This window comes from Sphingobium sp. DC-2, from assembly GCF_000722555.1.
In the GTDB taxonomy this organism is placed as follows: domain Bacteria; phylum Pseudomonadota; class Alphaproteobacteria; order Sphingomonadales; family Sphingomonadaceae; genus Sphingobium; species Sphingobium quisquiliarum.
This window is the reverse complement of record NZ_JNAC01000009.1, coordinates 1-23,390: the sequence shown is the minus strand read 5'-3', so window position 1 is coordinate 23,390 and position 23,390 is coordinate 1. Positions and strand designations below refer to the sequence as shown.

Annotated in this window: 43 protein-coding genes; 18 read left to right on the top strand and 25 right to left on the bottom strand. The window is 60.6% G+C overall.

Features of this window, described 5'->3' with window-relative positions; genetic code table 11:
* Position 1 precedes the first annotated feature (1 nt).
* The 25 genes from ET21_RS0101895 to ET21_RS0101765 form a co-directional block, all read right to left on the bottom strand.
* Positions 2–331, bottom strand: a complete 330-nt coding sequence (locus ET21_RS0101895; protein WP_030538364.1) for a hypothetical protein — start codon at positions 329–331, stop codon at positions 2–4.
* 12 nt (positions 332–343) lie between these two features.
* Positions 344–1,357 carry a phage major capsid protein gene (locus ET21_RS0101890; protein WP_030538363.1) on the bottom strand — a complete coding sequence of 338 codons (1,014 nt, stop codon included), beginning with the start codon at positions 1,355–1,357 and terminating at the stop codon, positions 344–346.
* Between the two features lie 17 nt (positions 1,358–1,374).
* Positions 1,375–2,595 carry a hypothetical protein gene (locus ET21_RS0101885; RefSeq protein ID WP_051767913.1) on the bottom strand — a complete coding sequence of 407 codons (1,221 nt, stop codon included), beginning with the start codon at positions 2,593–2,595 and terminating at the stop codon, positions 1,375–1,377.
* A 3-nt stretch (positions 2,596–2,598) separates the two neighbouring features.
* Entirely contained in the window at positions 2,599–2,940 is a 342-nt protein-coding gene (locus ET21_RS0101880) for a hypothetical protein (RefSeq protein ID WP_051767911.1), read from the bottom strand.
* Between the two features lie 4 nt (positions 2,941–2,944).
* A complete protein-coding gene (locus tag ET21_RS0101875; RefSeq protein ID WP_030538360.1) occupies positions 2,945–3,214 on the bottom strand; it encodes a hypothetical protein in 270 nt (89 codons plus the stop codon).
* An 11-nt stretch (positions 3,215–3,225) separates the two neighbouring features.
* Positions 3,226–3,474, bottom strand: a complete 249-nt coding sequence (locus tag ET21_RS0101870; protein ID WP_030538359.1) for a hypothetical protein — start codon at positions 3,472–3,474, stop codon at positions 3,226–3,228.
* A 4-nt stretch (positions 3,475–3,478) separates the two neighbouring features.
* The gene (locus ET21_RS27525) at positions 3,479–3,646 is read right to left on the bottom strand and encodes a hypothetical protein (protein WP_156028987.1); all 168 of its coding nucleotides are present in this window, start codon (positions 3,644–3,646) and stop codon (positions 3,479–3,481) included.
* Entirely contained in the window at positions 3,643–6,030 is a 2,388-nt protein-coding gene (locus ET21_RS0101860; protein ID WP_030538358.1) for a hypothetical protein, read from the bottom strand. The genes ET21_RS27525 and ET21_RS0101860 overlap by 4 nt, the downstream gene beginning before the upstream one ends.
* Positions 6,027–7,409, bottom strand: a complete 1,383-nt coding sequence (locus ET21_RS0101855) for a hypothetical protein (RefSeq protein WP_051767909.1) — start codon at positions 7,407–7,409, stop codon at positions 6,027–6,029. Before ET21_RS0101855 ends, ET21_RS0101860 begins: the two co-directional genes overlap by 4 nt.
* Complete coding sequence (locus tag ET21_RS0101850) at positions 7,396–7,839, bottom strand: hypothetical protein (RefSeq protein WP_030538356.1); 444 nt, start codon at positions 7,837–7,839, stop codon at positions 7,396–7,398. Before ET21_RS0101850 ends, ET21_RS0101855 begins: the two co-directional genes overlap by 14 nt.
* 46 nt (positions 7,840–7,885) lie before the next feature.
* Entirely contained in the window at positions 7,886–8,434 is a 549-nt protein-coding gene (locus tag ET21_RS26880; protein ID WP_030538355.1) for an HNH endonuclease, read from the bottom strand.
* Between the two features lie 278 nt (positions 8,435–8,712).
* Positions 8,713–9,237 (bottom strand): HNH endonuclease, encoded by a 525-nt coding sequence (locus ET21_RS26875; RefSeq protein WP_081856562.1) that lies wholly within the window; start codon positions 9,235–9,237, stop codon positions 8,713–8,715.
* Positions 9,227–9,436 carry a hypothetical protein gene (locus ET21_RS0101835; protein ID WP_030538353.1) on the bottom strand — a complete coding sequence of 70 codons (210 nt, stop codon included), beginning with the start codon at positions 9,434–9,436 and terminating at the stop codon, positions 9,227–9,229. Before ET21_RS0101835 ends, ET21_RS26875 begins: the two co-directional genes overlap by 11 nt.
* 362 nt (positions 9,437–9,798) lie before the next feature.
* Positions 9,799–10,575: a site-specific DNA-methyltransferase gene (locus ET21_RS0101825; protein ID WP_051767906.1), complete on the bottom strand. Its 777-nt coding sequence runs from the start codon at positions 10,573–10,575 to the stop codon at positions 9,799–9,801.
* On the bottom strand, positions 10,572–11,360 hold the full coding sequence (locus ET21_RS26365) for a hypothetical protein (protein ID WP_051767904.1): 789 nt from the start codon (positions 11,358–11,360) through the stop codon (positions 10,572–10,574). The genes ET21_RS0101825 and ET21_RS26365 overlap by 4 nt, the downstream gene beginning before the upstream one ends.
* Positions 11,360–12,745, bottom strand: coding sequence for a DnaB-like helicase C-terminal domain-containing protein (locus ET21_RS0101815; protein ID WP_030538350.1), 1,386 nt, complete (start codon positions 12,743–12,745; stop codon positions 11,360–11,362). The genes ET21_RS26365 and ET21_RS0101815 overlap by 1 nt, the downstream gene beginning before the upstream one ends.
* Positions 12,742–12,927: a hypothetical protein gene (locus ET21_RS0101810; RefSeq protein WP_030538349.1), complete on the bottom strand. Its 186-nt coding sequence runs from the start codon at positions 12,925–12,927 to the stop codon at positions 12,742–12,744. Before ET21_RS0101810 ends, ET21_RS0101815 begins: the two co-directional genes overlap by 4 nt.
* Positions 12,924–13,301 carry a DUF1064 domain-containing protein gene (locus ET21_RS0101805; protein ID WP_051767902.1) on the bottom strand — a complete coding sequence of 126 codons (378 nt, stop codon included), beginning with the start codon at positions 13,299–13,301 and terminating at the stop codon, positions 12,924–12,926. Before ET21_RS0101805 ends, ET21_RS0101810 begins: the two co-directional genes overlap by 4 nt.
* Positions 13,301–13,555: a DUF2312 domain-containing protein gene (locus ET21_RS0101800; protein ID WP_030538347.1), complete on the bottom strand. Its 255-nt coding sequence runs from the start codon at positions 13,553–13,555 to the stop codon at positions 13,301–13,303. Before ET21_RS0101800 ends, ET21_RS0101805 begins: the two co-directional genes overlap by 1 nt.
* A 124-nt stretch (positions 13,556–13,679) precedes the next feature.
* The gene (locus ET21_RS0101795) at positions 13,680–13,892 is read right to left on the bottom strand and encodes a hypothetical protein (protein ID WP_030538346.1); all 213 of its coding nucleotides are present in this window, start codon (positions 13,890–13,892) and stop codon (positions 13,680–13,682) included.
* Positions 13,889–14,494: a hypothetical protein gene (locus ET21_RS0101790; protein ID WP_202807107.1), complete on the bottom strand. Its 606-nt coding sequence runs from the start codon at positions 14,492–14,494 to the stop codon at positions 13,889–13,891. Before ET21_RS0101790 ends, ET21_RS0101795 begins: the two co-directional genes overlap by 4 nt.
* 23 nt (positions 14,495–14,517) lie before the next feature.
* Positions 14,518–14,991, bottom strand: a complete 474-nt coding sequence (locus ET21_RS0101785) for a hypothetical protein (protein ID WP_030538344.1) — start codon at positions 14,989–14,991, stop codon at positions 14,518–14,520.
* On the bottom strand, positions 14,991–15,227 hold the full coding sequence (locus ET21_RS0101780; protein WP_030538343.1) for a hypothetical protein: 237 nt from the start codon (positions 15,225–15,227) through the stop codon (positions 14,991–14,993). The genes ET21_RS0101785 and ET21_RS0101780 overlap by 1 nt, the downstream gene beginning before the upstream one ends.
* A 3-nt stretch (positions 15,228–15,230) precedes the next feature.
* On the bottom strand, positions 15,231–15,614 hold the full coding sequence (locus ET21_RS0101775) for a hypothetical protein (RefSeq protein WP_030538342.1): 384 nt from the start codon (positions 15,612–15,614) through the stop codon (positions 15,231–15,233).
* A gap of 101 nt (positions 15,615–15,715) precedes the next feature.
* Positions 15,716–15,934, bottom strand: a complete 219-nt coding sequence (locus ET21_RS0101765; RefSeq protein ID WP_030538341.1) for a hypothetical protein — start codon at positions 15,932–15,934, stop codon at positions 15,716–15,718.
* A gap of 99 nt (positions 15,935–16,033) precedes the next feature.
* Here ET21_RS0101765 and ET21_RS0101760 point away from each other — a divergent pair, with 99 nt between their 5' ends.
* From ET21_RS0101760 to ET21_RS26360, 18 genes are all read left to right on the top strand, one after another.
* Entirely contained in the window at positions 16,034–16,747 is a 714-nt protein-coding gene (locus ET21_RS0101760; RefSeq protein ID WP_030538340.1) for a LexA family transcriptional regulator, read from the top strand.
* A gap of 211 nt (positions 16,748–16,958) precedes the next feature.
* Complete coding sequence (locus ET21_RS28125) at positions 16,959–17,780, top strand: hypothetical protein (protein ID WP_193378956.1); 822 nt, start codon at positions 16,959–16,961, stop codon at positions 17,778–17,780.
* Between the two features lie 69 nt (positions 17,781–17,849).
* Positions 17,850–18,185: a hypothetical protein gene (locus ET21_RS0101750; RefSeq protein WP_030538338.1), complete on the top strand. Its 336-nt coding sequence runs from the start codon at positions 17,850–17,852 to the stop codon at positions 18,183–18,185.
* Entirely contained in the window at positions 18,182–18,385 is a 204-nt protein-coding gene (locus ET21_RS0101745) for a hypothetical protein (RefSeq protein WP_030538337.1), read from the top strand. The genes ET21_RS0101750 and ET21_RS0101745 overlap by 4 nt, the downstream gene beginning before the upstream one ends.
* Positions 18,385–18,561, top strand: coding sequence for a hypothetical protein (locus ET21_RS27515; protein ID WP_156028986.1), 177 nt, complete (start codon positions 18,385–18,387; stop codon positions 18,559–18,561). Before ET21_RS0101745 ends, ET21_RS27515 begins: the two co-directional genes overlap by 1 nt.
* On the top strand, positions 18,558–18,776 hold the full coding sequence (locus ET21_RS0101735; RefSeq protein ID WP_030538336.1) for a hypothetical protein: 219 nt from the start codon (positions 18,558–18,560) through the stop codon (positions 18,774–18,776). The genes ET21_RS27515 and ET21_RS0101735 overlap by 4 nt, the downstream gene beginning before the upstream one ends.
* Positions 18,773–18,958 carry a hypothetical protein gene (locus ET21_RS0101730; RefSeq protein ID WP_030538335.1) on the top strand — a complete coding sequence of 62 codons (186 nt, stop codon included), beginning with the start codon at positions 18,773–18,775 and terminating at the stop codon, positions 18,956–18,958. Before ET21_RS0101735 ends, ET21_RS0101730 begins: the two co-directional genes overlap by 4 nt.
* Complete coding sequence (locus ET21_RS27510) at positions 18,955–19,131, top strand: hypothetical protein (RefSeq protein ID WP_156028985.1); 177 nt, start codon at positions 18,955–18,957, stop codon at positions 19,129–19,131. Before ET21_RS0101730 ends, ET21_RS27510 begins: the two co-directional genes overlap by 4 nt.
* Positions 19,124–19,264 (top strand): hypothetical protein, encoded by a 141-nt coding sequence (locus ET21_RS27505; RefSeq protein ID WP_156028984.1) that lies wholly within the window; start codon positions 19,124–19,126, stop codon positions 19,262–19,264. The genes ET21_RS27510 and ET21_RS27505 overlap by 8 nt, the downstream gene beginning before the upstream one ends.
* Entirely contained in the window at positions 19,261–19,419 is a 159-nt protein-coding gene (locus tag ET21_RS27500; RefSeq protein WP_156028983.1) for a hypothetical protein, read from the top strand. Before ET21_RS27505 ends, ET21_RS27500 begins: the two co-directional genes overlap by 4 nt.
* Complete coding sequence (locus ET21_RS0101715; RefSeq protein ID WP_030538334.1) at positions 19,419–19,658, top strand: hypothetical protein; 240 nt, start codon at positions 19,419–19,421, stop codon at positions 19,656–19,658. Before ET21_RS27500 ends, ET21_RS0101715 begins: the two co-directional genes overlap by 1 nt.
* Before the next feature lie 55 nt (positions 19,659–19,713).
* Positions 19,714–20,343, top strand: a complete 630-nt coding sequence (locus tag ET21_RS25475) for an ERF family protein (RefSeq protein WP_051767898.1) — start codon at positions 19,714–19,716, stop codon at positions 20,341–20,343.
* The gene (locus ET21_RS0101705) at positions 20,343–20,963 is read left to right on the top strand and encodes a lambda exonuclease family protein (protein WP_030538332.1); all 621 of its coding nucleotides are present in this window, start codon (positions 20,343–20,345) and stop codon (positions 20,961–20,963) included. The genes ET21_RS25475 and ET21_RS0101705 overlap by 1 nt, the downstream gene beginning before the upstream one ends.
* Positions 20,963–21,415 (top strand): single-stranded DNA-binding protein, encoded by a 453-nt coding sequence (ssb, locus tag ET21_RS0101700; protein ID WP_030538331.1) that lies wholly within the window; start codon positions 20,963–20,965, stop codon positions 21,413–21,415. The genes ET21_RS0101705 and ssb overlap by 1 nt, the downstream gene beginning before the upstream one ends.
* A 77-nt stretch (positions 21,416–21,492) precedes the next feature.
* The gene (locus ET21_RS0101695; RefSeq protein ID WP_156028982.1) at positions 21,493–21,786 is read left to right on the top strand and encodes a hypothetical protein; all 294 of its coding nucleotides are present in this window, start codon (positions 21,493–21,495) and stop codon (positions 21,784–21,786) included.
* Complete coding sequence (locus ET21_RS0101690) at positions 21,779–22,225, top strand: hypothetical protein (RefSeq protein WP_051767896.1); 447 nt, start codon at positions 21,779–21,781, stop codon at positions 22,223–22,225. The genes ET21_RS0101695 and ET21_RS0101690 overlap by 8 nt, the downstream gene beginning before the upstream one ends.
* Before the next feature lie 12 nt (positions 22,226–22,237).
* Complete coding sequence (locus ET21_RS0101685; RefSeq protein WP_030538328.1) at positions 22,238–22,474, top strand: hypothetical protein; 237 nt, start codon at positions 22,238–22,240, stop codon at positions 22,472–22,474.
* Between the two features lie 146 nt (positions 22,475–22,620).
* On the top strand, positions 22,621–23,280 hold the full coding sequence (locus ET21_RS26360; RefSeq protein ID WP_162180678.1) for a hypothetical protein: 660 nt from the start codon (positions 22,621–22,623) through the stop codon (positions 23,278–23,280).
* The last annotated feature ends 110 nt before the right edge of the window (positions 23,281–23,390 follow it).

Here is a 23,390-nt window from a genome sequence, read left to right as displayed (position 1 = left end):
CTTAGAGAGCGCCCTTACGTGCCCAGAAGAAGGCTCCAGAGGGGACGCCGCTCGGTGCGACCGTGCTGTTGGGGGCATAGAAGCCACCTGCGCCCGACGCCGCCGTGAAGGCGGGTTCGGTGATCGTCACCTGCGTGCCTGGTGCAGAAGCCGCAGCGATCGACGCCGAAGCCTGCACCAGCACATAGTCATGCCCATCGGAGCCGACGCACTTGGAGCCAAGGCGCGGACTGATGAGCGCACCAGCGCCGGGAACATCGAACCATACCTGCCCCGAAGGGATGACGGTTTCGATGCCGGGGCCGAGCGAAGGAGTGATACGGAAAGCCATGTCTCGTTCTCCTTATGCCGTGGTCCGCAGACGCCACGTGAAGCGCGGGTTCTTCAGGACCATTTCACCGTTCCAGACGAGGAACTGCGCGATGGCGTCCTGATTGATCGGCTGTGCGCCGTCGCCGGGGAACAGCGGGACCATGTTGCGCGACGGATGGTAGTAGATATTCAGACCATCCAGATCGACGCCGTAGATCGTGCCAGTGGGCATGACCGAGCCGACGCCAGTTGCCGCGAACAGTTCGATGTTGCCAGCGGGGGTCGCCACCTCAAGGCCGTTGAAGCCAAGGGTTGCAGTGCCGCCGTCTGCGCGAGCGATGCGCTGATGCGCAACCATCGAAGCCGAAACCGCCTGATAAGAGGCGAGATCAGCGATGGCGATCGACGCATAGCGGCGACCCTTCGAACGCAGGCCGACAATCCGCTCCAGCACCGGACGCGCCGTGGTGGCGTCGAACGTGGTGCCGATGTCGGGGAAGTCGGTGGACATCGTATAGGTGGTGGGACGCCAGATGGCGTTGGTGGCGCGATCGATGCCGCCATAGGTGCCCGTGGTCGGATTGATGGGGATAGCCCCGCCAAAGCCGATCATGGAGCGCCCAGCGTCGGCGGTGCCGTCCGAATGAAGGGCCTGCTCCCACAGGTCCATCATGGAGTTTTCGGCAGTCTCCATATATTCATCGATCAGGTTGTAGACCCGCGTGCGGCCTTCGTTCGCCAGCAGTTCCGTGCCGGTCAGCGAGAAGCCGACAGCCAGGTTCTTGGGCGTGAACACCGCATCGTTGATGAGTTCCTTGGGTTGTGCGTCGAGGAAGTCATACCCGGTGAACCACTGCCCGCCCAGCTTGTCGATCTGGAGCGAGACGCGGATTTCCGGGCCGCTATAGGTCTTGAATGCGCCGCGCTGCTTGAGCAGAGCGGACACGGGGTTGCTGTTGAAAACCAGATCCTGGATTTCCCGCGTGCGATAGGCGAGCGAGGTAGACAGAAGCTGGCGGTAGTTACGATCACTCGTTACCGGCATTGCCTAATTCCCTGTTTTCAGGAGATGCCAAGTTCGGCCATGGCGGCCTCTATGGCTTCCCCACGTGACATGTTGCGCTTGCGCCGGGTGGGCGTATCCACGCCGGACGAGGGTGCGCCTCGGACGGATTTGCTGCCGCTGAGGTCTGTCGCAACGCGGCTCGGCTGTGGGGCAAGGCCATCATCGCGGGCGGAAGGTTCGGAGACATTGGAGGCGGGATTGATCCGCGCAGCCATGTCGTAAGCCACTTCCAGCCGCTCATTAAGGCTCAGGCTTTGGGGGATTCTGCCAGATTGCAGAAAAAATGCAATGTCCCGTTCCAGTTCAGCATAGCGCGGATGACTGGCCGCGAACGGTTCAATGACAGTGGTTCTGAGGGTGTTTGCGCGCTCCTGTGCAAGCTGTTCCTGCAACTGGCCGACACGCGGATCTTCGGGCTTCTGCTGGGGCTGGCGCGGGGCCTGCGCCATGTAGGCGTGGGGCTGCTGCGCCATATGCTCAGCAAGCTGCTGCGGGTTGACGTTAAAAGCGCGCAGGATCTGGGCAATCGCCTCCTGCGGTTGCATTTCCATGTTTTCCAGCAACGCTCTGAAGCCATGCGCTGGGTCCTGCCGCAACGCCTGTTCCATCTTCACGTAGCGATCCAGCGCTTGGTCTAGCGTCGTACCCGACTGCTGCGCCATCTGGTGGTATTTCACCAGCGGGGCGATGAACTCCCGCGCGCCCTGGATTTCGCTCTCATGCTCCTTGAGGACGCGGGCAATCTCACCCTTCACCTCGCCAGGCACGTTGCGCCAGACATCCTTTGCGGACGGAATGAACTTGTCGGGAGCCTGGATCTGGCTCTGCTCATAGCGGCGGCGCTGTTCGGGCGTCATGCGCTCGATCGCAGCCTTACGCTCTTCCTCGGACATGTCCTTGAAGGGCTTCTGCTTCGGCTCCGGCTTCTCGTCAGTCGCGGGCTTCTGCTCGGCCTGATCGTTGCCTTCTTCCTTGGGCTGCTCCTTCGCTTCGGGCTTTTCCTCGGCAGGCTTCTCTTCCGCCTTGGGCTGGGCCTTCTCCAGATCCTCAGCCGCACGCTTGATCGCGTCCATGCGGCTCTCAGGCTTCTTCTCGCCTTCGTCCGGCGCGGGCTTGGCCTGTGACGTTTCGGACGGACGCCCTTCGTCAAGCTGGGTGGAAACCTCAGGGGCTTCCGGTTCGCTCAGGTCGAGGCTGCTGCTGTCAAAGTCGGTCATGGCTCAAAGGTCTCCCAGCGCCCGTTTGATTGCGGAGATTGCGGCGGCCTTGTCGCGAGTGGGCCGCTTGAAATCGGTGATGTTCTCATTGCCAACGCATTCGTAGGCGATGCCCTGCGGGTTCCCGTCAGCGCGATAAGTGCGGTAGAGGGCCGACTTGCTGTCATAGGTCTTGCCGTCAGCCTGAGACTGCACCGGGTCGATGTAATCCGACATGATGACCGGCCCACGGTTGCCCTCCGCAGGCCGATCGATCTTGCGCAGGCATTGACGCCCGTCGTCGAAAATGAACCAAGCCTCATCATCACGGAACAATGACGGCTCTGTGCGGATGAGGTTGGCCATGGCGTCAGCCTTCGATCAGCTTTTCGCGAGCCGCCTTGACCTTTTCCTCGGCCTTGGGATCGCGATAGGCGGCGTTGCTGCCGACAGGGTTGTTGAGCAGGAGCGAAGCCTTTACCTCTGCTGAGGTCAGATCTTCGGCCAGGTCGTTCAGCCGCTCATTGGTTGCAGCCGGACCTTCCTCAAAGGCGGGGTCTTTTTCCGCCATGATCTTCAGGGCTTCTTCCTGATTTTCGCGGAATGCCTTGGCGTCCGCAGTGTCTTTCTTCGTCACCATATCGTGTCCTTTCAGCTTGCGATCTGGGCCGCGAACTCGTTTGCGACCACAGGGATGACCCCCGACTCCACGAGTTTCTTCTTGTCCACGGAATGGCTGACGACGCTGGCCGCCATCATGTCTGCAGCGCGGGGCGTGACACCCAATTCCTTCAGACGGCGAGCGTTACCGACCGATGCCGTGATCTGCGCCGCCAGTTCCTTGGAGAGCGGGACAGCAAGCCCGCGTTCGATGAATTTCTTTGCGTTACCCGTTGCCATGTCGTCAAACCTCCGGTTCGTAGCCCTCGACGATGAACGGGGTGCCATCGTCGGTGATAGTGATGGGAGCGCCGAACCCGTTGGTTGCGACGGTGAGCGTCGGGGCGTCGGCTTCCACCGGCTTGACCGGGATACCGCCATTTGTAGTGACGACGACTGGCTGGCCGCTCATGGCTGCTGCTCCATTGACTGACGTTCGCTGAAATTCTGCTGCCGATCGGCCCGCTGCTCGCCACGCTCACGGAACTCTGCGTCACGCTGCTGGCCTTCTGCGGCCATGGCTTGGTCGCCTTGGCGCAGTTCGATGTCGGATACGGATTTGAACTCGTCCATCACCTGGCGCTGGTTGGCGAGCTTGATGTTGTTGAGGATTTCGAGCGTCTGCGCGCGCGTCTTATCCATCTCCGCTTGCAGCTTTTCATAGTTCTGCTGCTGCTGGGCGAGTTGGAGCGACAGTTTGCCGTTCTCCTGCTCATATTTCGCCTCGGCATCGCGGGCGCGGAGCATCAGGTCATTCATCTTGGCCTGCATGTCGGCCTGGTCCTTCGCGGACTTGGCCTTGACGCCTTCCATTGCTGCCTGGGCCTTCATCTGCTCGGCCTCGGCCAGCTTGTTATTCGCAGCCGCCAGTTCCTCGCTCTCACCGCCACCAGACTGTGCAGCCATGCGAGCGGCTATCTCAGGGGCCTGCTCGACAAGCTCATCCAACTGCGCCTGGATCTGCCGATTGCCCTGCGTGTAGGGCTGCAGCGTGAACTCCAGCATGGTCATGGCCAGCTTCACGCCAGCGTCACCGATCTGGAACAGCGGCATGAGCGCACTGATCGCACCGGAGAAGGCGGTCAGAAGCTCGGTGCGCATCTGCTTTTCCGCCATCTCATCGGTCAGGACCGTGCTGTCCGTCTCAATATCGATGATCAGCGTGCGAGCGCGCTTGTCCTTGATGACCGCCATCACATCTTCGATCACGACCGTGGACTGAAGCTGCTGCAACTGCTCGGCATACTTCTGCGCAAGCTGCTGCTGAGCCTGCTCGAACATCTGCTGGGCTTGGGCCGGGTCGATCTGCTGTCCGCTCGCCTGCGCCTGCTGTGCCGCTTCCGTGGCTTTGGCGGTCAGGGCTTCCATTTCGGCCTTGGCGGCCTTCTTCACGCCGTCAATGTCCTCATCGACATCGCGGCGGGTGGGGATGTCCATCTGGCTGACTTCAAGCAGCGTATCGCGGTCGAAGTTGTCGCAGATGATCTCCACGGCGATGCGGGCGGTGTCGCGGGCCACGCGGACAATCTCGTCCACCTTGTCGCGCACACGGACAGAGCCGTACTGCGACTTGAGCCGCTGCGCCCCAAGCGTCTCCTGCGCCTCAGTTTCGCCGCGCATGATGTCCGAAATACCAGACAGGCGGTCGAAGTCGGCAAATAGCTGGTTGCGCGCTTCGATCAGACCCTGAATGGCCTGGGCAATCTCAGCGATCGGCAGAAACTGGATGAAGTTGCCAGAACCATTGGCGAGCAATGCCGCGCCAGGCACCGGGATAAACATCGCGGTCGTGCTTTCCGCAATCGCCGTCTCCAGCGCATTGCCCACATCGCCACCAGCAGGCAGCAAGCCGACGACGCGCACCCGCTCCAGCAGGGTGTAAATCTTGTCGGTGCAGAGGTTGATCTGCTCCAGATGCTTCTCATAGCGCCGATAGTCGGGGATCGGCACCAGCGTGCGGCGCTTCACCGTGCCATAGGCAGGGCGCGGGCTGCTGAAGAAGTCATTGGTGGCAATGAACGGCTCGCTTTCATCAAGCAGCACATCCACGCCTTCAGTGACCCAATAGACCTTGCCGTCTGTCTTGCTCCAGACTTCCCAGACGGGGGCCTTCATCACCTCGTCACGGTTGCCCTCGTCATCGTTCGGGCTGCGCGATACAAAGGCGGCCTGCTTGTAAGCGCCATTGCTGGACTTTCCGAACCGCTTCTCCATTTCCGGTTCGGTCATCCACGCGCAGAAGGCCTCCCAGCCCAATTCACGCCAGTAGCGCACCGGATCATGGCGGTAGTCGTGGCGGTCCACATGATCGACGCAGACGCGCTTCTCGCCGTCTTTCGCCTCATAGGACACGCGCAGGACACCGCGATTGAGCAGCGCCAGGTCGTCGCGCACTTCCTTAAGGTGAAGGTCGATGTTGCCGCGCTCGAACTCGCTGTTCACCACGCGCTCAATCATCTCAGCCGCGATCTTGTCAGCAGGCGTGGCGTCGGAGAAACGGGGCTTGGCAATGACACGCGGTGTGCGGGCGTAGATGGCTGGCTTCAGCACCTCCATGGACGCCCAGAAGGTATCATAGCTGTTGTCGGTCATGCCCAGATCGTTGATCCGGCCATCCAGCACCAGCTTGGCGGAATAGAGCGCGTCGATCCGGTTGCACTCATCCTGATAGGAGCGAAACGCCTTCTCGGACTGCAACAGCGCGTCGAGAACAGGACGCGAGGATTTCTTGTCCGCGCTGTCGATCAGCGAGGCACCGCGCGCATCATGGCGGGCAGAGGCGGGGAGGTCGCTCATCGGGCGGCGGCCAGTGCAGGAACAGCCAAACGGGCAAGGTTGGGATAACCCTTGGGCTGCTCCACCTTGGGCTTCTCAGGCTTCACCCATGCCTTCCGCCAGGACATGGCGAGATAGCGGAAGGCGTCGGAAAGGTGCGAGGACCAGTTGTGCAACGGGTTCTGCTTGAACATCTTTTTGTCGTCGTCCCATTCGCGCTGGTACATTTCGAGGGCGGCGATCCCGACTTCCTCACAGCGCTCATGAAAGACGCATAGGGGCAGGGTGCGGCGAACAGCGTTGATGCCGTCAAGCAGGCTAGCTTGCGGCACCACTTCCGGCTTGAGGCTGAGGGACTGCATCGTCTCGACGCGGGTGCGGCCAGTGCCCCACTCTTTCACGCGGGCATCATGCGGCACATAGTCGGTGCCGTGCTTCCAACCGCGCTCCGCATAGAGGTTTTCGATATATCCAGCGTAGTGATCTACGCCCACGCCGCTGGCAGTGTAGCAGTCCAGAATGAATAGCTGACTGCCCACGACCTGGAAGAACCAGATGGATGTATCGTCGCGAACGCCGATGTCCCACGCCCGGTGGACTTCCTGGCCTTCGATCGCGTCCAGTTCTGCGGTTATGCGGCCTTCAGCCCTGACCGCCTGCATTTCGCGGCCATAGAACGCGCCAAGGATGGCAGCGTTGAAGCTGCACAAATATTCCTGCTCGAACTGAGCGCGCCCCATATCCTCGCCATACAGCGCGATATATTCGGCCAGGCTTTCATCAATCTGCTCAGGCGATAGCGCGCCGGTCTGGTGGACAGACGAGATTTCAGCGAACCAGCGCCCGCCGTTGTCCATGTCCTTCTTGGCCATGTCGTAAAGCGCTTTGGCGTGATTGCGTCCGCGCGGCGTGGTGATGAACGTGGCCCAGCCATCGTTCTCTTCCAGCATCGGGCGGATATAACCCCACGCCGAAGGGTTGGCTAAGGCGAACTCAGAGAAGGTGACGCCTGCCACGCCAGCGCCAACCAGGCTGTCATAGCGATCAGAGCCGACAAGCTGCCATGTTGCCCCACTCTTGAAGCGGATGAACATCTCCTGCTCATTCGTGCCTTCGCGCAGATCGTGCGGAAACGCCTCATCAATGCGCCGCTTGCCAGTGTGCGGGTTCACTGCTGCCCAGATAGCCTTGCGGGCCTGCGCATATTCGGGGAGCATGTGCCAATAGCTTGCAGGGCGCTCATGCGCAGCAATGGCCGTGCGGTGCAGGATCAGGTCATCCTTGCCCCAGCGGCGATGAGCGATCTCGATCGCGCGCTTGCCGCCGCGCTCAAGATAGTTCCAGAGCGGACGCTGATAGGCGCGAGGCCGCCATTTGTTGGGAAGGCTAATCGTCGGCATCGGCCAGCCTGACGATGTTCACCTGAAGCGCGCCGCCGTCGCTGGTCAGGTCTATCTTGTCCCCATACTTCTTGGGCCGCAGCTTGCCCGCCATCCACTTGCGGGTGTCGATCCGAAGGCGCGAGCGCTGAACAGCATCGCCATTGTACTTCGTGCCTTCTTCCGCGTCCTTGTCGGCCATCCAGTCATTCGAACCATCGTCCGCAATGTCCTGGCATTCATCAAACAGGGTGTCGGCCTGTAATTCTCTCGCGCGCGTGTATTGCTCTACGAAATCAGCCTTAGCCGGGTCCAGCAGCCACTTATAAACCGTGGACTGTGCGGGCATGTCATCAGCGAGGCAGATTTTGCGCAGGCTTTCACCACCCGCGATCCGTTCGCAGATGGTGTTGGCAATCTCATCGGAATATTCGATTGGATGCCCGTTCATGGGCAATCCATGATTCATAATCACCCGTCAAAAAACGGGGTATAAATCATCTTCTTCCGTGATTTTTATGATAGTCGTGGGCTACTTCAGCCGCTCGCCGAACAGATGCAGCCTCCTGCAAGGTTGAGAACAGCCCTAACTTATGCTGCGCGCCATTGAACGAAATATAGGCAGACCACATTTTCCTTCGCGCATTGTAGCAGACGCCGGTTACGCCGCTGGTGTTCCTAACCGATCGTTTCATATTCCGCTGGTTATCAACAGCCGTCACTGACCTAAGATTGCCAATTCGATTATCGTGCCGGATGCCGTTGATATGGTCGATCTGAATAGGCGGCCTTTCAGCATAGTGGACAGCCCACGCCACCCTATGCGCCAAGTATCGTTTTGCGAATATTTTGACCAGCAAATAGCCCGTCTTGCCCGTCGCTGAAGATACTCGATTTCCTGCATTGCGGCCATTCCACCACGCCCATGCCCTTTTGTCAGGGAAGAAGTTCAACCCCCTCTCAATCCAGAAAAGTTCGCCTGTTTCTGGATTGTAGCGCAGCAACTGGCGCAAGACATCGTGGTTTGGTAATTGGCTTTCAGCCATGACGAAGATTCCTTTCGCTTTGGTTAGGGCTGGAGCGAGGTAGCCGCCTCGTTTCCGGCCCGACTTATATATCATCTTATTGAGTTAATGGCAATTTAGCCGAGGCCTTCCAGCCCTTGGCTGAAACTCTGGGACATGAACGCGGAGCATCCGTTGCACATGCTTCCTGTCAGCCCCCGTTGCCCGCACGATCTGCATGATCGAGCAAGGTCCATGCTTGTGCCAATATTTCATGACCCGCGCTCGTGTTGTTGCAGGGCGACCCTTCCCCATCCCCTTCAGCGCTCCCTCTTGGTGTTAACCGACTGTAATTCCACGCTATTCTTGCCGATGCCCTTCAGGCCCGCGCTCTCGCCTTCGGTCGAGCGTCTCCGTCTCTGGCGCTCGTTCTTGCACTCCCTGCAAACCCTTCGCCCACGTTCAATTAGAAGGTTGTATCCCTCATAGGGGTGTCCGACCGGGCAACGGGTCTTTAGCGAATTTATGTGTGCAGGAGCGTCCGAGTTTTCATGGACATTGGTCTTGCGATCGACCGTCCTGAGATGGGCTGGATTTACGCACGAGCGATTGCGGCAGATATGGTCGATCACCGCGTTGGTGGGAACTGCGTAGCCGTCCACTTTGACTGCCACCCGGTGGGCTTGGTACATTTTACCCTGCAGATAGAAAGCTCCGTAACCTTCGCGAGTTTTCGCGGCATTCCATGTCCAGCAAGCCTCCGCTGTCGCCTTGGAACGCTTTTCCTCGAACCTGGGCAGGTCGTCAGGACTCAACGCTGGGATAGCTAAAGCTTTAGCTGTCATGCGCGCCTCCCTCGACGGCTTCGCCGCTTCGATCGCTATCGGTGCGTGGGTCCGTCTCGCTCACTTGGGTGTAGAGGCACATGCCCCGCTTCCAGACCCATTGCAGCCAGATGACGCGTTTGTTCGGCCCATCGCTCAGAAAGATCGGGAACAGCGCGAACCGCTTGCGCCAGCCATCATCGTGCCACTTGATGATCATGCCGCGATCCAGTTTTCGCGGTTGCAGACCGGGCATGTGATGACGAGCGCATTGCCGTCTCGCTGATCTGACACATGACGAGCCTCGCTACGCTTGAACCGCAATTCACTGAGGCATCTGGGGCAGGTGGTTTCCCTAACCTCTTCACCTTTCGGATTTCCACGCTTCACAACTTCCACCATCACTCCCCTCCCACATTCATGCTAAATTCCCCCATTGAGTGCTGGCGTTTGCAGGACCAGCAGCGTCGGCGTCCGGGTTGATAGGGTTCACGGGCGCCGCAGATGCACGAAGATTCAGGCACGCGGGGCTTGCTCCAGTTGAAGCGGATGGGTTGGGCAGGGGGCTTGTCGCGGGCCATGTCATGCGGCTGCTCCGAATAGCGGGCCAGCATCTTCGCCGCTCACCACGCGCAGCCGCCCGCAAGCAATCTCGAAATAGCTCTCCTCGCGCTCTATGCCGATGAAGTCGCGACCCTCGAGTAGACACGCCACTCCGGTGGTCCCAGAACCCATGGTGAAATCCAGGACCGTTTGGCCGGGGAGGGTGTATGTCCTGATCAGGTAGCGCACCAGATCGACCGGCTTTTGCGTCGGATGAAGGCTACTGTTCTGTGTGTCGGACGAAAAGGTCAGGACTGTGCCCGGATACCGTTCGGTGCTGTCATAGTGATAATCACCTGACATTTGCCCGTACACGTCCGTCTGCAGGTGGGCGGCGCGGAATGTGGTCTTGCGCTCGTGTCCGCTCGTCTTCTGCGGGTAGTATGGTGTCGGGCCGTCACAAAAAATGCTGATCAGCTCGTGTTTGCGGAGCGGCTGCTTCTTCGCGTTGAGGAAGCCTGTTCCCTTGGGCTTATTCCAGACCCAATCATATTTGAAATGGCGTGACCGGGACAGGCGAAGCGCAGATGAGAATGGCTCGGTGCCAAACAGGGCCACGGGCACGTTTGACGCGATGACATGATCCAGCGCGGCCCACATATCATCGAGCGGAATGACAGCATCCCAAGCACATTGTGTCGTGCCATATGGTGGGTCCGTGATAACCGCGTCCACCTTGGGCAGCGTCGGCAGAATGTCGCGGCAGTCGCCCAAATACAGCTTCGCCTTTCCGATGGTAACGGGGGTGGGGGTCATGCGGCGTCCCTTTTTCTCAAAATACCCTCAGCCATGCGGAGAGCGGCGGCGGCTTCCGGGCTGGTCGAGGCGGTTTGCTTGACGGCGATTGCCTCACGCACCGGATTGTCGAAGAAGGCCAGCGACCGCGGCACCGTGCGTAGAGTGGCGCGGCGGGCGGTCACGGTTTCACGGATCAGTTGCTGGTTAGCGCCAGCCTTGATCCAAGCCTCTACTGTTTGCCTATTGCGTTCAGCGGTGCCGTGATCGGGGAGCGGCACCCCGACATCGCGGCATAGGTCGGCGGAAAATTCTACCAGGCTGAAGTCTCCCCCGCTCGCACGCGGAGAAGCGTTAGCTTCTATCTGGCCTCTGGCCTCTGGCTTCTGGGCTTTAACCCCACCCTTATCCTGTAGGTTATCCGACGCCGATTTTCCCGTTTTATTTCCGAGGCTTGGGTTGCCTCCCTTTTTGCCGTTTTTACGGGCATTTTCGGCCTTGCGATGATCGCGGGTCATTCGTCGCGAGTAGATAGCGCCGCTGGCTGTGCGTGAGAAAACGCCCGCGTCTTCAAGCTCCCGCACCAAGGCGGAAACTTCGTCAGGGAGCGCTCCTGCTTGCACAGCGAGTTGCGCGTCAGTCGGGACGCGTCCGCCGATCAGGAGTTGGCCATAGCGCTCGGACCGGTGCATGATCGCGAGCATTTCCATCCACAGGCCGCGGGCGGCGAGGCTGCACATACGCAGTTTCTCATCCGCCCGCCAATCCTGCGGGTAGAACTTCATCCAAGGGGCCGCGGCGGCCATCAGGCAGCATCCCTCACGCACTGGAACCGACCATGGAAGCGGGCGTGCGCGGTGCCTTCGACCCCATTGCGGCGCTTGGCGACAATCAGATCTATCTGGCCCTGCACGACCTCCAGGGCCGCAGCGAGGGTCGCATAGTTCGGGTCCGTCTCATCCGGCAGCGCCTTGCGCAGATAATATTCCTTGCGGAACAGGAACACGACCGCATCTGCGTCCTGCTCGATCTGTCCGCTGTCGCGAAGGTCCGACAGAATCGGGCGCTTGTCCTCGCGCTTTTCCACTTCGCGGGAAAGCTGGGCCAGCGCCATCACGCCAACGTCATAGGTCTTGGCAATGGCCTTCAGCCCGCGGGAGACTTCCGAAACAGCCTCATAGGGGCTGCACCGATGGTCAGGGCGGAGAAGCTGGAGGTAGTCAACCACGACCAGTTCAAGTTTCTGGCCCGCGGCCTCCATGCGCCGCTTGAACCGGCGCACGATCATGTTGAGGCGACTGATCGTCAGCGATCCGGCATCCACGATATGGAAGGGGAGGCCCTTGAAGAATTGCGCAGCCTCGCGAACCTGGGCGCGGTCATCAGCGCCGCGGAACCTGCCGTCGCGGATCACATCGTAAGGGATGCCCCAATGTCCATCAAAACAGACATCCGCGGTGGCGCGCTGCATCAGTTCGCCGCGTGCCATTTCCAGGCTGACAAACAGCACGCCATGACCATTCGCCGCGGCACCGATCGAATAGGATAGGGCGAAGGCTGTCTTGCCCATGCCTGGGCGTCCGCCTGCAATGACAAGATGATGCTTGCGGATGGGGCCTAGCTGCTCATCAATGCAGGAGATGCGCCCGCAGGTGACGCCACTGGTCGGCTCATCGTAGGCGGCGAGCATTTCGTCAAAGGCCTTGCCCGCAGAGATTTGCACGACGCCATCGTCATGATCGCCCATGTCGGCAAGGGCAGCATCCGCGGCGCTGACAACCTCCTCGTTGCTTGCTTCCAGGGTGGAGGCCAGCATTGCGGCGTTAGTGAGCCCATCGATCAGACGGCGGCGCTTCGCCATAGTGGCGACCTGCTCGATCGCGCCCGCCGCGGTCAGCAGAATGCCGCTGTCGCCAGTGAGCTTGAGCAGATAGCCCATGCCACCCAATTCGATCAGCGCTGGGTCATCATGAAAATATGGCTTGAGCGTTACCGCAGTCACGGTGCGGCCGGTCGCGGCTTCCTTCATCAAAGCGGCAAAGATGCGCCCATGCAGAGCTTCGAAGAAATCATCCGGCGTCAGCTTGTCCGCAACGCGGTCGATCCATCGATTATCGATCAGCATGGAGCCAATCAGCGCGGCCTCCGCCTCGACGTTACGGACGGCTTCAATCTTCTGCCCCTCAATCAACGCCCGTTCTCCATTGCGAGGAAGGCGCGCTGGAACCGGCTCATGGCGCGGGCAGTGGCCTGAATGTGTTGGCGATCGGTCAGCCGCGGTGAGCCCGGCACAAGCTCACGGGCGAGGGCCGCATATTCATCCCACAGGCGCTCGACTTCAGTGCGCGAATGGAGGCGAACGACATTGCTCATACCTTGCGCACCTCGCGCAGTTCGATGCCTGGGTAGAAATAGGCGAACATTGCCTTGCGCAGCGGCCAGTCGCGGCTGTCAGCTTTTTTGCTGCCGCCCTTCACGTCTTCGACCACGGGCTTGCCGTCTTCGGTATATCCGAAATCGAGCGTGACCCCGGCGCGGTGGCCGTTCGCCATCTTCGCGGTGCCGAAGGCGTAAAAGGGCTGGCTCACGATGTCAGAGATGGCCCCGCCCTTGGCGAGCATGTGTAACTGGTCGCAGCGCTTTGCCTCACGCTTGCTGTCATGCTCATGGCCGTTCGCGCAGGACGACTTCACAGCAACGCTATGCTTCGTCTTGCCTGTGGCCTGCCAAGGGCGGAAACCGGACATCAGAAGTCGAAGCCTGTCTGCATTCCGAGCGCGTTCATATAGGTGGCCAGCATCGCTTCAGCCTCTTGGCGGGCGGCGGTGTCCATTTTGCGCAGGGCGATGATCTTGCGGAGCGTCTTGACGCAGTAGCCATTGGCCTTAGCCTCCAGCAGCACGTCCTTCTTGTCTTCGGCCAGCCCCTTGGATTCCTCGTCCAAACGTTCGTAGCGTTCCACGAAAAGCCTTAATTGGTCGGCGGCAACATTGATGGTCATGCGATTTTCCTCTTTACGAACCGTCCCCACTGATCGCGCCGGGGTGCGGCGGCCATGCGGGCGATGTTGGCTTTGCGGTGCTGGGCAAGGCGACGGCGCGCGGCCCATTGGCGGATGAGGCGGATCACCGGCCACTCTCCCGCAGCACCTTGCGAACGGTCTTGGGATGCAGGCTCAATTCCAGCGCGATCTCTGCATCATCGCAGCCGTTGGCGTTCATCACCCGGATGGCGTTGTCGCGGCGGCGGGCATATTCCTCGCCGCTGGTGCCGTGCAGATAGACGTTGCCGCGCTCCTTCCGCGCAGCTGTGGCAAGGGCGTCCTGCATGGTCTTCATGCGGCGGCTCCTGCATAGTCTGAGGCGCGCTCCAGGCGCTTCCGGCACGGAGCGATCCAGTTCAGCCGCGTGGATTGGGAATCGCCCATCCAGACCAGCCAAGCATATGCGGTGGCGGTCGAACCTTCCGGCGCGAGCCTTCCTTTGTGCATGACCACGCGCTCGGTGAATTGCAGCACATGCGAGGGAGGATTCGCAGCGAACAGTCGCTCATACCGGCCCTGGCCTTCAAGGAACGCGGCGCGCACGATGACAGCGCAACCTTCGCGGCTCGTGGCCTGCATCCGCTCGATAAACTGCTCAGCAAGGCGAAACGGCGGGTTTGTGATTGTCCAATCGACAGAGGCGGGGGCAGGGCCAAACAGATAGTCGGCCTGCGGGAATCCTGCTCCGTAATCGAAGATGTCCGAACCCTCGACGCTGGCGAAATATTCACGCAGCGGCTTGACCATATGCCCGCGATTGGCCGCAGGCTCGCGGCAGGATAGAGTTTCCAGTCGGCGCATCTGGCGACCTGACAGCCATTCGCACAGCGCGCGGGTCGCCCATGGCGGCGTCGGAAAGTCGTCGAGGGAATCGTGCGCCTCGACGCGGCGCTGCATGACTGCGGTGGAGCGGTTCTGGCTCATGCGCGCTCTCCCATAAGGATCAGACGGTCCAGCGTTGCGCGGGCCTCGCGAAGCTGCTGCATAATCGGCGCGACTTCCTCACTGAGTGTGCGCGGGCCACCGGGGCTGTTCTCATGCTGCGTGGCGATTATGGCTGTCAGTGCCTGAGACAGCGGCAGGGCGGGGTTGAAGTCGCTATCGCAATGCGCGCCTTTAGGAACAGCGCGGGAGCCACCAAGCTCCATGACGGGGTCGATCGCGCCGGAGCCGAACTCATATTCAGCATTCAGCAACGTCACGCCGTCGAGATTGCCAGCTTCATTGCGGGCATTCTTCACCGTGCCAGCAGAGCAGCCAAGGCGCTCGGCCAGTTCACCGTCCGTCAAGTCGTGCTGAGCCTGCAAATTGAGGACGATCCGCTTTACCGCAGCGCGGTAGGACTTTGTGGTGGGCCTGTTACGGCGGGATAAGACATTGGCTTCACGGAACATTATTGGACCTCTCGATGAATACGGAAAATCTTCACCCTCTCAGGTTTAAGCTGGAGGATGCGACCATCGGGGAAGGGGAAAGCGCCTTCGCCGATCACGTCGAAGAGGGCGCGGATCTTTGCGGAAACCTGACCGGGGCTAACGTGCGACCCGGCTTCGGTCAGGCAACCTTGGCGTGGGCCAGTCGGTTGGCTGGCCCCGTCTTTTTGCGGCAGGCGATTGCGAGCGTTCTGCATGGGTTACTCTCCGTCCCGGTCGAGCCAGAGGGCGCTTTCAAATTGGCTTGGTGCACAGATGATGGGGAACTGGCTCATCAAAGCCCTGACGCGCTCGGTTTTGCCCTGCGCGACCGCTACATCGACGAAATCCCAATCATCGCCTTCAAGCAGGCAGTCGCAGACGAGTTTGGCCTGTTCCAAATCACCTTTTACGCCGCGAACAATGAAGCCGGTGGGGAGGTGGGTTATGACCCAACCCTTTTGCATCGCCTCCAGATTGTCATCGAAATAGAGGCGTGGATCGATTGCGAACGGCTCGCGGACCCAACCGCCGAGCGTCCTGCGCTGCGGGCCAGAAGTTGTCTGCACAAGGCAGTGGAACAGCTCGAGTTGCCAGTCAGCCATCCCTTACCCTTCCAGAACAGCGATAGAGCCACGGATGGCGAGGAGGAGGATTGCCCAGCTTATGAGGGCGAGAGCGGTTATGGTGAGGAGGCGGGCGGGCGTCATGCTGCGCGCGCTTTCGCAACGGGCCGATAGGTCGCCATGAAATGACGCAGCTTAGCTTCGGTCTCAGGCCACAGGCGACGGGGGCGGCGACCATTGCGGCCTCGCAGCTCTTCAATCAGTCGCCAGTCGCCCAAGGCTTCGCGCCCGAAGGTGCTTTCGGCCATACCGTGTGCGGCGATGAAAGCTTCGATTTCCGAAAGGATGTTCGTCTGCATACCCACATTGATATAGGGGTAGCTACCCGCATGCAATACTTTTGTGCGGGTAGCGCCCCGATATTGAGGGGTGTATCGTCTTGCGCAACAACGCCCCGCATGACGGAAGGACGAAAGATCGACGTTGCAGCGCTCAAGCGCGCAATCTTGGAGAACACCGGCCCCGGCAAGAGGTTCTCTCGCCGCGCTCTGTCCCTTGCCGCGTCGGAGGGTAAAAACCCTGACTTGGTTCGTGACATCATGTCACGCGGCCAGGACAAGAAAGTCACGATCGAAACAGCGGCAGGAATCGCTGTTGCCCTAGGGTTACCCCCGACAATTTTCTTGGTCGATAGCTTGCCTTCACCCGCTGTAAATCGCATGCGCGTTATTGGGGTCGTTGCCGCTGGCGTGTGGCGCGAGGCTAATGAATGGGGCAGTGATGAACAGTACGAGGTCGAGGTGCAGCCACCGCTAATACCCGAGGTCGAGCGATTCGGTCTCGAGGTGGCGGGGCTGTCGATGGATCGAATTTTTCCTCACGGGTCCGTTCTTGAGTGCGTGCGCACCTACAATGGCGCGGGTATACGCCCCGTGCCGGGTGATCTTGTTATCGTCCAGCGCAATCAGGGCACCTTACATGAGACGACATGCAAGCGCCTCGTCCTGCGCGAAGATGGGAACTACGAGCTGCATGCGGAATCCACGCAGGATGAATTTGCGGAGCCCATTTTCCTTGGCAAGCCCGATGAAAACCACTTTGGAGACGGGCAGGTTGAGGTGATCGGGATCGTTCTGCGCTCATACCAGGACCATTTCAGACGGCGGCGATAACCGCTCAACCAAGGCTGAATTAAGCACCCCGCCCAGCACGACTGCGGCGGGGATTTTTTGCGCATAAATATTTTTTGTCAAAACAGCGGGTAGCTACCCACATTAATCGTTGACGCGGGTATCTACCCGCATTACAACACCTCCATCAGCCGGTGAGCGAAACGCAGACCCGGCAGTCGCCGGTTCACCCGGCACACCGATGGAGAAGCAAGTGACAGCAGCACCGACGATCGATGAAACGAAACTCGCCCTCGTGATGGAGCGTGGCCTGTCCGGTGGCGCGCATGACGAAGCCAGCGGCCAGATGTGCGCGATGGAAGCGGTCGCCTACATCACTGGCGAGCCGTGGTCCTATCATCCGAAGTGCGCCTGCCCGGTCATCACCGCTTTCATGGTTTCATGGAACGACACGCTGAACGACGAAGATCGCAACCGCCTCGTACTGCCGCTCATCACCAAAACGGTAGGCACTCGCTCCACCAAGGAAGTCGCGCAGCGCCGCGCCATCATGGCAACGGACTGGTTGATCCGCGTTCACACTCCGGCTTGGCTGCGATTGGCTGGCCTCACTTCGCAAGCTGACGTTCTTGCTGGCCTGCCTGAAATCACTGACGTTGCTGGCTTCGCGCCGATCATGGAGCCGCTCAAGGCTATCAGGAAAGATGCGGACGCCGCATGGGCCGCCGCAGGGGCCGCCGCAGGGAACGCCGCATGGGCCGCCGCACGGGCCGCCGCAGGGAACGCCGCATGGGACGCCGCACGGGACGCCGCAGGGGACGCCGCATGGGACGCCGCAGGGAACGCCGCAGGGGCCGCCGCATGGGCCGCCGCACGGGCCGCCGCAGGGAACGCCGCATGGGCCGCCGCACGGGACGCCGCATGGGACGCCGCATGGGCCGCCGCACGGGACGCCGCACGGAACGCCGCATGGGACGCCGCACGGGACGCCGCATGGGCCGCCCTAAAACCAACCGTCGCTGAATTGCAGGCATCCGCAAGCGACCTGATCGAACGGATGTGCGCCCTTCGCTGACTTCTGCTCTGTCCCGGTCCCGCACCGGGCCAGCCATGAAGATCAGATATTCCGTAAGGAGTGAAACAGATGTCTAAGGCATCGCATACGCCGACAACAGAAGGCGCTTGGGTTTTTGAGCCGCACGGCGCGTTCGGAACAGACTTCCTCGGGGAAGATTGGCCGCTTGGCTATATCAGCCGGGAAGTACCGCGCACTCCGATATTCGCGCTTGGGCCGGTCCTTGAACTGCCGACCGACGAGTTGCTGGCTAGTGCCCGTATAATGGCGGCGGGAAAGGAAATGCTCGCTGCGCTGGTCGAGTTAGAGCGCGTCTACGAAACGGGCGACTTTGAAACAGAATTTCGCCCTGCGCTGGATCGCGCCCGCGCTGCCATCGCCAAAGCCACCGGAGAAGCAGCATGACCCGCTCTCTCCGACAGGCTCGCCACACCAATGAAGCGCCGCAAGCATGGATCAACGCCTATTCATGGGCTGACGAATGCGACCGCCGCGAGGCAGAGCGCGACAAGCCGCATCCGGTGATTACGCCATGCCTACTGGCAGTGTTCGCGCTGTCAGTGTTCGCGGTCAATCTCGCTGTGTTTGGCAAGGGGGCCTGGTGATGGCTGAAACACCAAACCTCCGTTGGTTCGAGGCTTACTCGACCTGTCGCATGTGCAGCAAGCGCGCCGATGGAATCCTGCGTGGATTGCAGAACGAAAGCTACGGCCCGCACTGCAAGAAGCATGCGGAGCAGCGACTTAAAGCCTCGCAGAAGGTGCGGGAGGGCGCGGCATGAAGCACCAGCCCATCCCCACCGCCAGCTTCGATCCCCGTCTTGGCACCAAGGACGCATGGAAAGCCATCGCCCCTGAGGCGGACAAGCTGAACGCCATAGAGGCCCGCCACGGCCACATGAGCCGCCAGTACGCCCGCCAGCTTGGCGTGGTGAACGCGCTTAGGACCGAGAACTACCGCCGCAATTTCTTCCGCATGTTGGGAGTGAAACCATGACTCGCCACAGCGAAATCTTTGAGGTCGATCCTATCCCGACCCTTCGCCGCTACTGGGACGACGAGGCATTCCGCGCTCAAGTGGATGCAGATGCTGATCGCCGCCAGCTTGAAATCAACCGTGGAATGGATGCCGCCATAGAGCGAGCCAACCCCCGCAAGCATTGGGAGGATGAGGCATGAGCGACATGATCCCGGAACGCGCAGCCTACGAGGGCGATGGCGGATGGAAGGATGGCCGGTTCGGTCAAGCATATGACCTGATTGCCGAGGCGCTGAAAGAGCGCGGCGTCACGGAATTGCGCGGCCACAAGCTGCTGATCGCCATCGAACTGGAGGATGGCAACCATGAGTGACCTTTGGTTCGCATGGCATCCTGTTCGCCTCACAAGCGGCAAATGGGCGTGGCTCCGCAATGTCCACCGCACTCGTCGCGGCACGTTCCGCCTCAATCCAGACGACAAGACATGGTGGGAGTATTGGGCGTGACGATGCGTCAGGATCACATCGAACTGCTTGAGGACAAGCTCAGGCTTTGGCGCGAAGCCGCGACCAGCGGAAATATGGAACTCCGCGATTACAACCGCCGCTGCGCCGAGGCACTGGAAGAGTGCCTTCACCATGCAATCGAAGGGAGGTCTTGATGCACTACCTCAACGGATTCACGCCTGAGAACGAATGCCCGGATTGCGACGGCTACGGCGTCCTGTCGCTTGCCCATAGTGACTGCGAGGCATGTGAAGGCACTGGCTGGCGCGCAATGACCGATGACGAACTGGCCGACGCTGCCGAACGCCAAGCCGAGGACGCTGCCAGCGAACCGCCCGTCACCCTTGCCGAGCAGCACCGCGCCGCATGGTTGCAGAAGGAGGCCCTGTCATGAGCCTGCATCAGCAGATTGCCGGGGGAGAGGCCGTTTTTCTCGAAAGGAGCGCCAAATGAGCGTCTATAAGGCCATCGCCTGCATTCAGGGCGAGCTTGCCAAGGAAGGCATCGGCAAGAACCGCAAAAATCAGACCCCCGGTGCCAGCTACATGTTTCGCGGCATCGATGATGTTTACAATGCCCTGTCGCCGCTACTCGCCAAGCATGGCCTGTGCATCCTCCCTCGAATGCTGAGCCGTGAAGTGGTGGAGCGCAAGTCCGCCAAGGGCAACGCTATCTTCTATGTGACGGTCGAAGCCGAATTTGATTTCGTCTCGGCCGAAGATGGCAGCAAGCACACGGTCCGCACCTTTGGCGAGGCGATGGACAGCGGCGACAAGGCGACCAACAAAGCCATGTCGGCAGCATACAAGTACGCCGCTTTTCAGGCGTTCGCCATCCCAACTGAGGGTGACAATGACGCAGACGCGACGACGCATGAGGTTGTATCTGCCCATGTCTCGCCGGAGCAGCTTGCCGACCTTCGCAAAGAGGTAGAGCGGACTGGCGCTGATCTTGAGGTGCTGTGCAAGTTCTACAAGATCGACGCGCTCCCGGAGCTTCCGGCAAGCCGCTTTGAGCACGCCCTAAAGGCGCTGAAGGCCAAGCCTACCCTTGCCGCACCTGTGCAGGAGGCCGCGTGATGGAGCAGCGTAGCGCAGATTGGTTCGCGGCCCGCTTGGGCAAGGTCACTGCATCGCGCATCGCTGATGTGTGCGCCAAGACCAAGACGGGCTGGGGAGCGGGCAGGGCGAACTACCGCGCCCAGCTTGTGGCAGAACGACTCACGGGTCAGCAGCAGGACAGCTTCACCAATGCCGCCATGCAGTGGGGCATTGATACCGAGGAGCAGGCGCGCACCGCCTACGCCTTCCTGCACGGCCAGAAAGTGGTCGAGGAAGCCTTTGTGATCCACCCCCGGATCGACATGGGCGGCGCGTCACCTGACGGTCTGGTTGGCGATGACGGCTTGGTCGAGATCAAGTGTCCGAACACCGCCACCCACATCGACACGCTGAAGGGGCAGGCGATCCCGGCCAAGTATATCGGCCAGATGGATTGGCAAATGGCCTGCACCGGCCGCCAGTGGTGCGACTTCGTGTCGTTCGATCCTCGGATGCCTGAAGAACTGCAATTGTTCGTCAAGCGCCACCATCGCGACGACGCCCGCATCGCTGAACTGGAGGCGATGGTCACTGAATTTCTCGCGGAGGTCGATGCCGATGTGGCCGCCCTGACCGCGCTCTACCGGAAGGCAGCATAATGCTCAATCAGTGCCAATTCATCGGACACCTTGGGGCAGACCCTGAGTTTCGTTCCACACAGGCCGGAAAGAAGATCGGCAACCTTCGCTTGGCCGTCACGGAGAAATGGCGGGATCAGCAAGGTGAACGCCGCGAAAAGACCGAGTGGGTCAGCGTCGTGATCTTCTCGGAGGGGCTTGCCGGGGTAGCCGAGAGGTTCCTCCGCAAGGGCTCCAAGGTATTTGTGTCTGGCAAGATGGCCACTCGCAAATGGCAAGATCAATCGGGCAATGACCGCTATTCCACCGAGATCATCTTGCAGGGCTTCGATGCCAAGCTGGTGATGCTCGATGGTGCGAGCGGCCAACAGCAGGACGATAGGCTGACGCATCGCAATCAGGACGGCTTCGGTCGCCGGGAAAGCCCGCGCAATCAGTCCCCCGCCGATCTCGATGACGAAGTGCCGTTCTGATGCTGATGCGGCGCTCCCCTCTTCCTAAAAAGCGGAAGGAACCCCGCAGGAACGAGGGGCGCGTCCAGCACGGGCGGGTGAAGGCGAAGGGCCGGTTTCCTGACAGGCTCGTCAAGGATTACTGGAGCAGTTTGGAGCGCCGATGTGTGGTCTGTGGGGCAGGGGATACGGTGATCCACCACATCCTTGCCCGCCTCCCGCAAAAGACCCGGCAGCGCGATCATCGCTACGTCGCGGTCCTTTGCGCCAGCCACCATAACATGGGCGACGCCAGCGTCCATCTGCTCGGCAGCGAAGCGAAGTTTCAGGAAGCAACCGGCGTGGATTTGATCGCCATCGCAGTGAAGAGTTGGGAGAATTGGAATGGCTGATGACAATCCGCCTCTCTTGTTCAAGCGCGTGTTTGGCTCGCTGCGGCCTGCCAACCGGGCAGCAGAGGAAGCGATGGCGAACGTGGGTGACAAACCTGTCCGCGTCCGCATCACGGCGGTTGGTGGCAACGTGCGCCGGAATGGCCTCTATTGGGCCGTGCTGGGCATGGTGACGCCGATGCTGAGCGAGCGGATTGAGGGCGACGCCCTGACCACCGGCCTCCTGCACAAGATTTTGAAGGATCGCTACGGCCTCGTCCCGGTCGTCACCCTGCCGAGCGGTGACAAGGTGAAGGACTACGACGCCGCATCGACCGCCTTCCACCGCATGACCGAACCAGAGCGGGCGGAATACGTCACCTGGGCGCTGGCCACCCTATCGAAGTGGCTTGGCGTCGATGTCGAGGATTTGCGCCGGGAAGGCGCGGAAGCAGCTTAAAGGGGATCACCCATGAACCTATTCAAACGCAAGCCGAAGGAAGAGACGGTCAGCAGGGCGGAATATGCCGCTGCATCGCGTGCCTATCAGGCGACTATTCAGAGGCTAACAGAAGAACGCGACAGCTACCGCGCCCTCCTGACCGAGAAGGAAGCGAAGCTGGCGAAGATCATGGCCCCGCTGGTGGCCGCGAACGCTCGCCGCAAAGCACAAGCCCGCGACAAGCAGCAGGCGGAGGTGCGGGCGTGAGCGCACCGTTCGAAACATATGGCCGCGAGCCAAAGATGCCGTTGTGGGCCAAGTTACTCGGCGCGACCTATTGGGCTGGTGACGGCTCTGTCCGCACGAAGGTTGGCGAGATTGGCTATCGCTACAAGACTGTGGCCTGCAAGGCTGTGTTCTATGGCGACATGATTGATGACGATAGGCCGTCCCTGATGCTGGGCTTCGGCTTCTTCACCTGGTTCGCGCCGCTGCCGCTTTGGACGCGCCGCTTCTTCCGGGGCGGTGACTACGGAATGGATCGCTCGCAATATGGCTTTAGCAGTTCGGAAGAAGGCCTGCACCTGCATTGGGGCAAGCGGTCCAAGATGCTGTGGTGGCCTTGGGGGCTTGAGCATATCCGCACCGAATATCTCGGCACGGACCTGAACTGGCACGATGACCGCAGCCATCCGGAAAACACATGGTCGCGCCAGCATCCGAACCCGCTGCATCGCTATACCGGCCCCGTAGGCCCGGAGAAGTGGAGCGAAGTTCACCCCTACCGTTACATGCTTCAGTCTGGCGAGGTGCAAGAGGTGGAGGCGACTATCACCCGCCGCCGCGCCTTCCATGGCAGGCAGTGGTTCGGCCCTATTCGCTTCCGCCGCTTTCTCCGTTCCATCATGCCGAAGCGCGTCTTTGACAGCATCGACGTGCAGTTCAGCGGCGAAGTTGGCGAGCGGGCAGGCAGTTGGAAGGGCGGCTGCATCGGTTGCAGCTACGACATCAAGCCGGAGGAAAGCCCGCGCTCTGCCCTGATGCGAATGCAGAGAGAACGGCGCTTTCGATAACCCCTCCCACGGCCCGGCGTAACGCGCTTGCCTACCGGGCACTCACGGGCAGCGCAGAAAGGATTGAGTGATGAGCTACCAGCCAGACATAATCATCTATCACGACCATT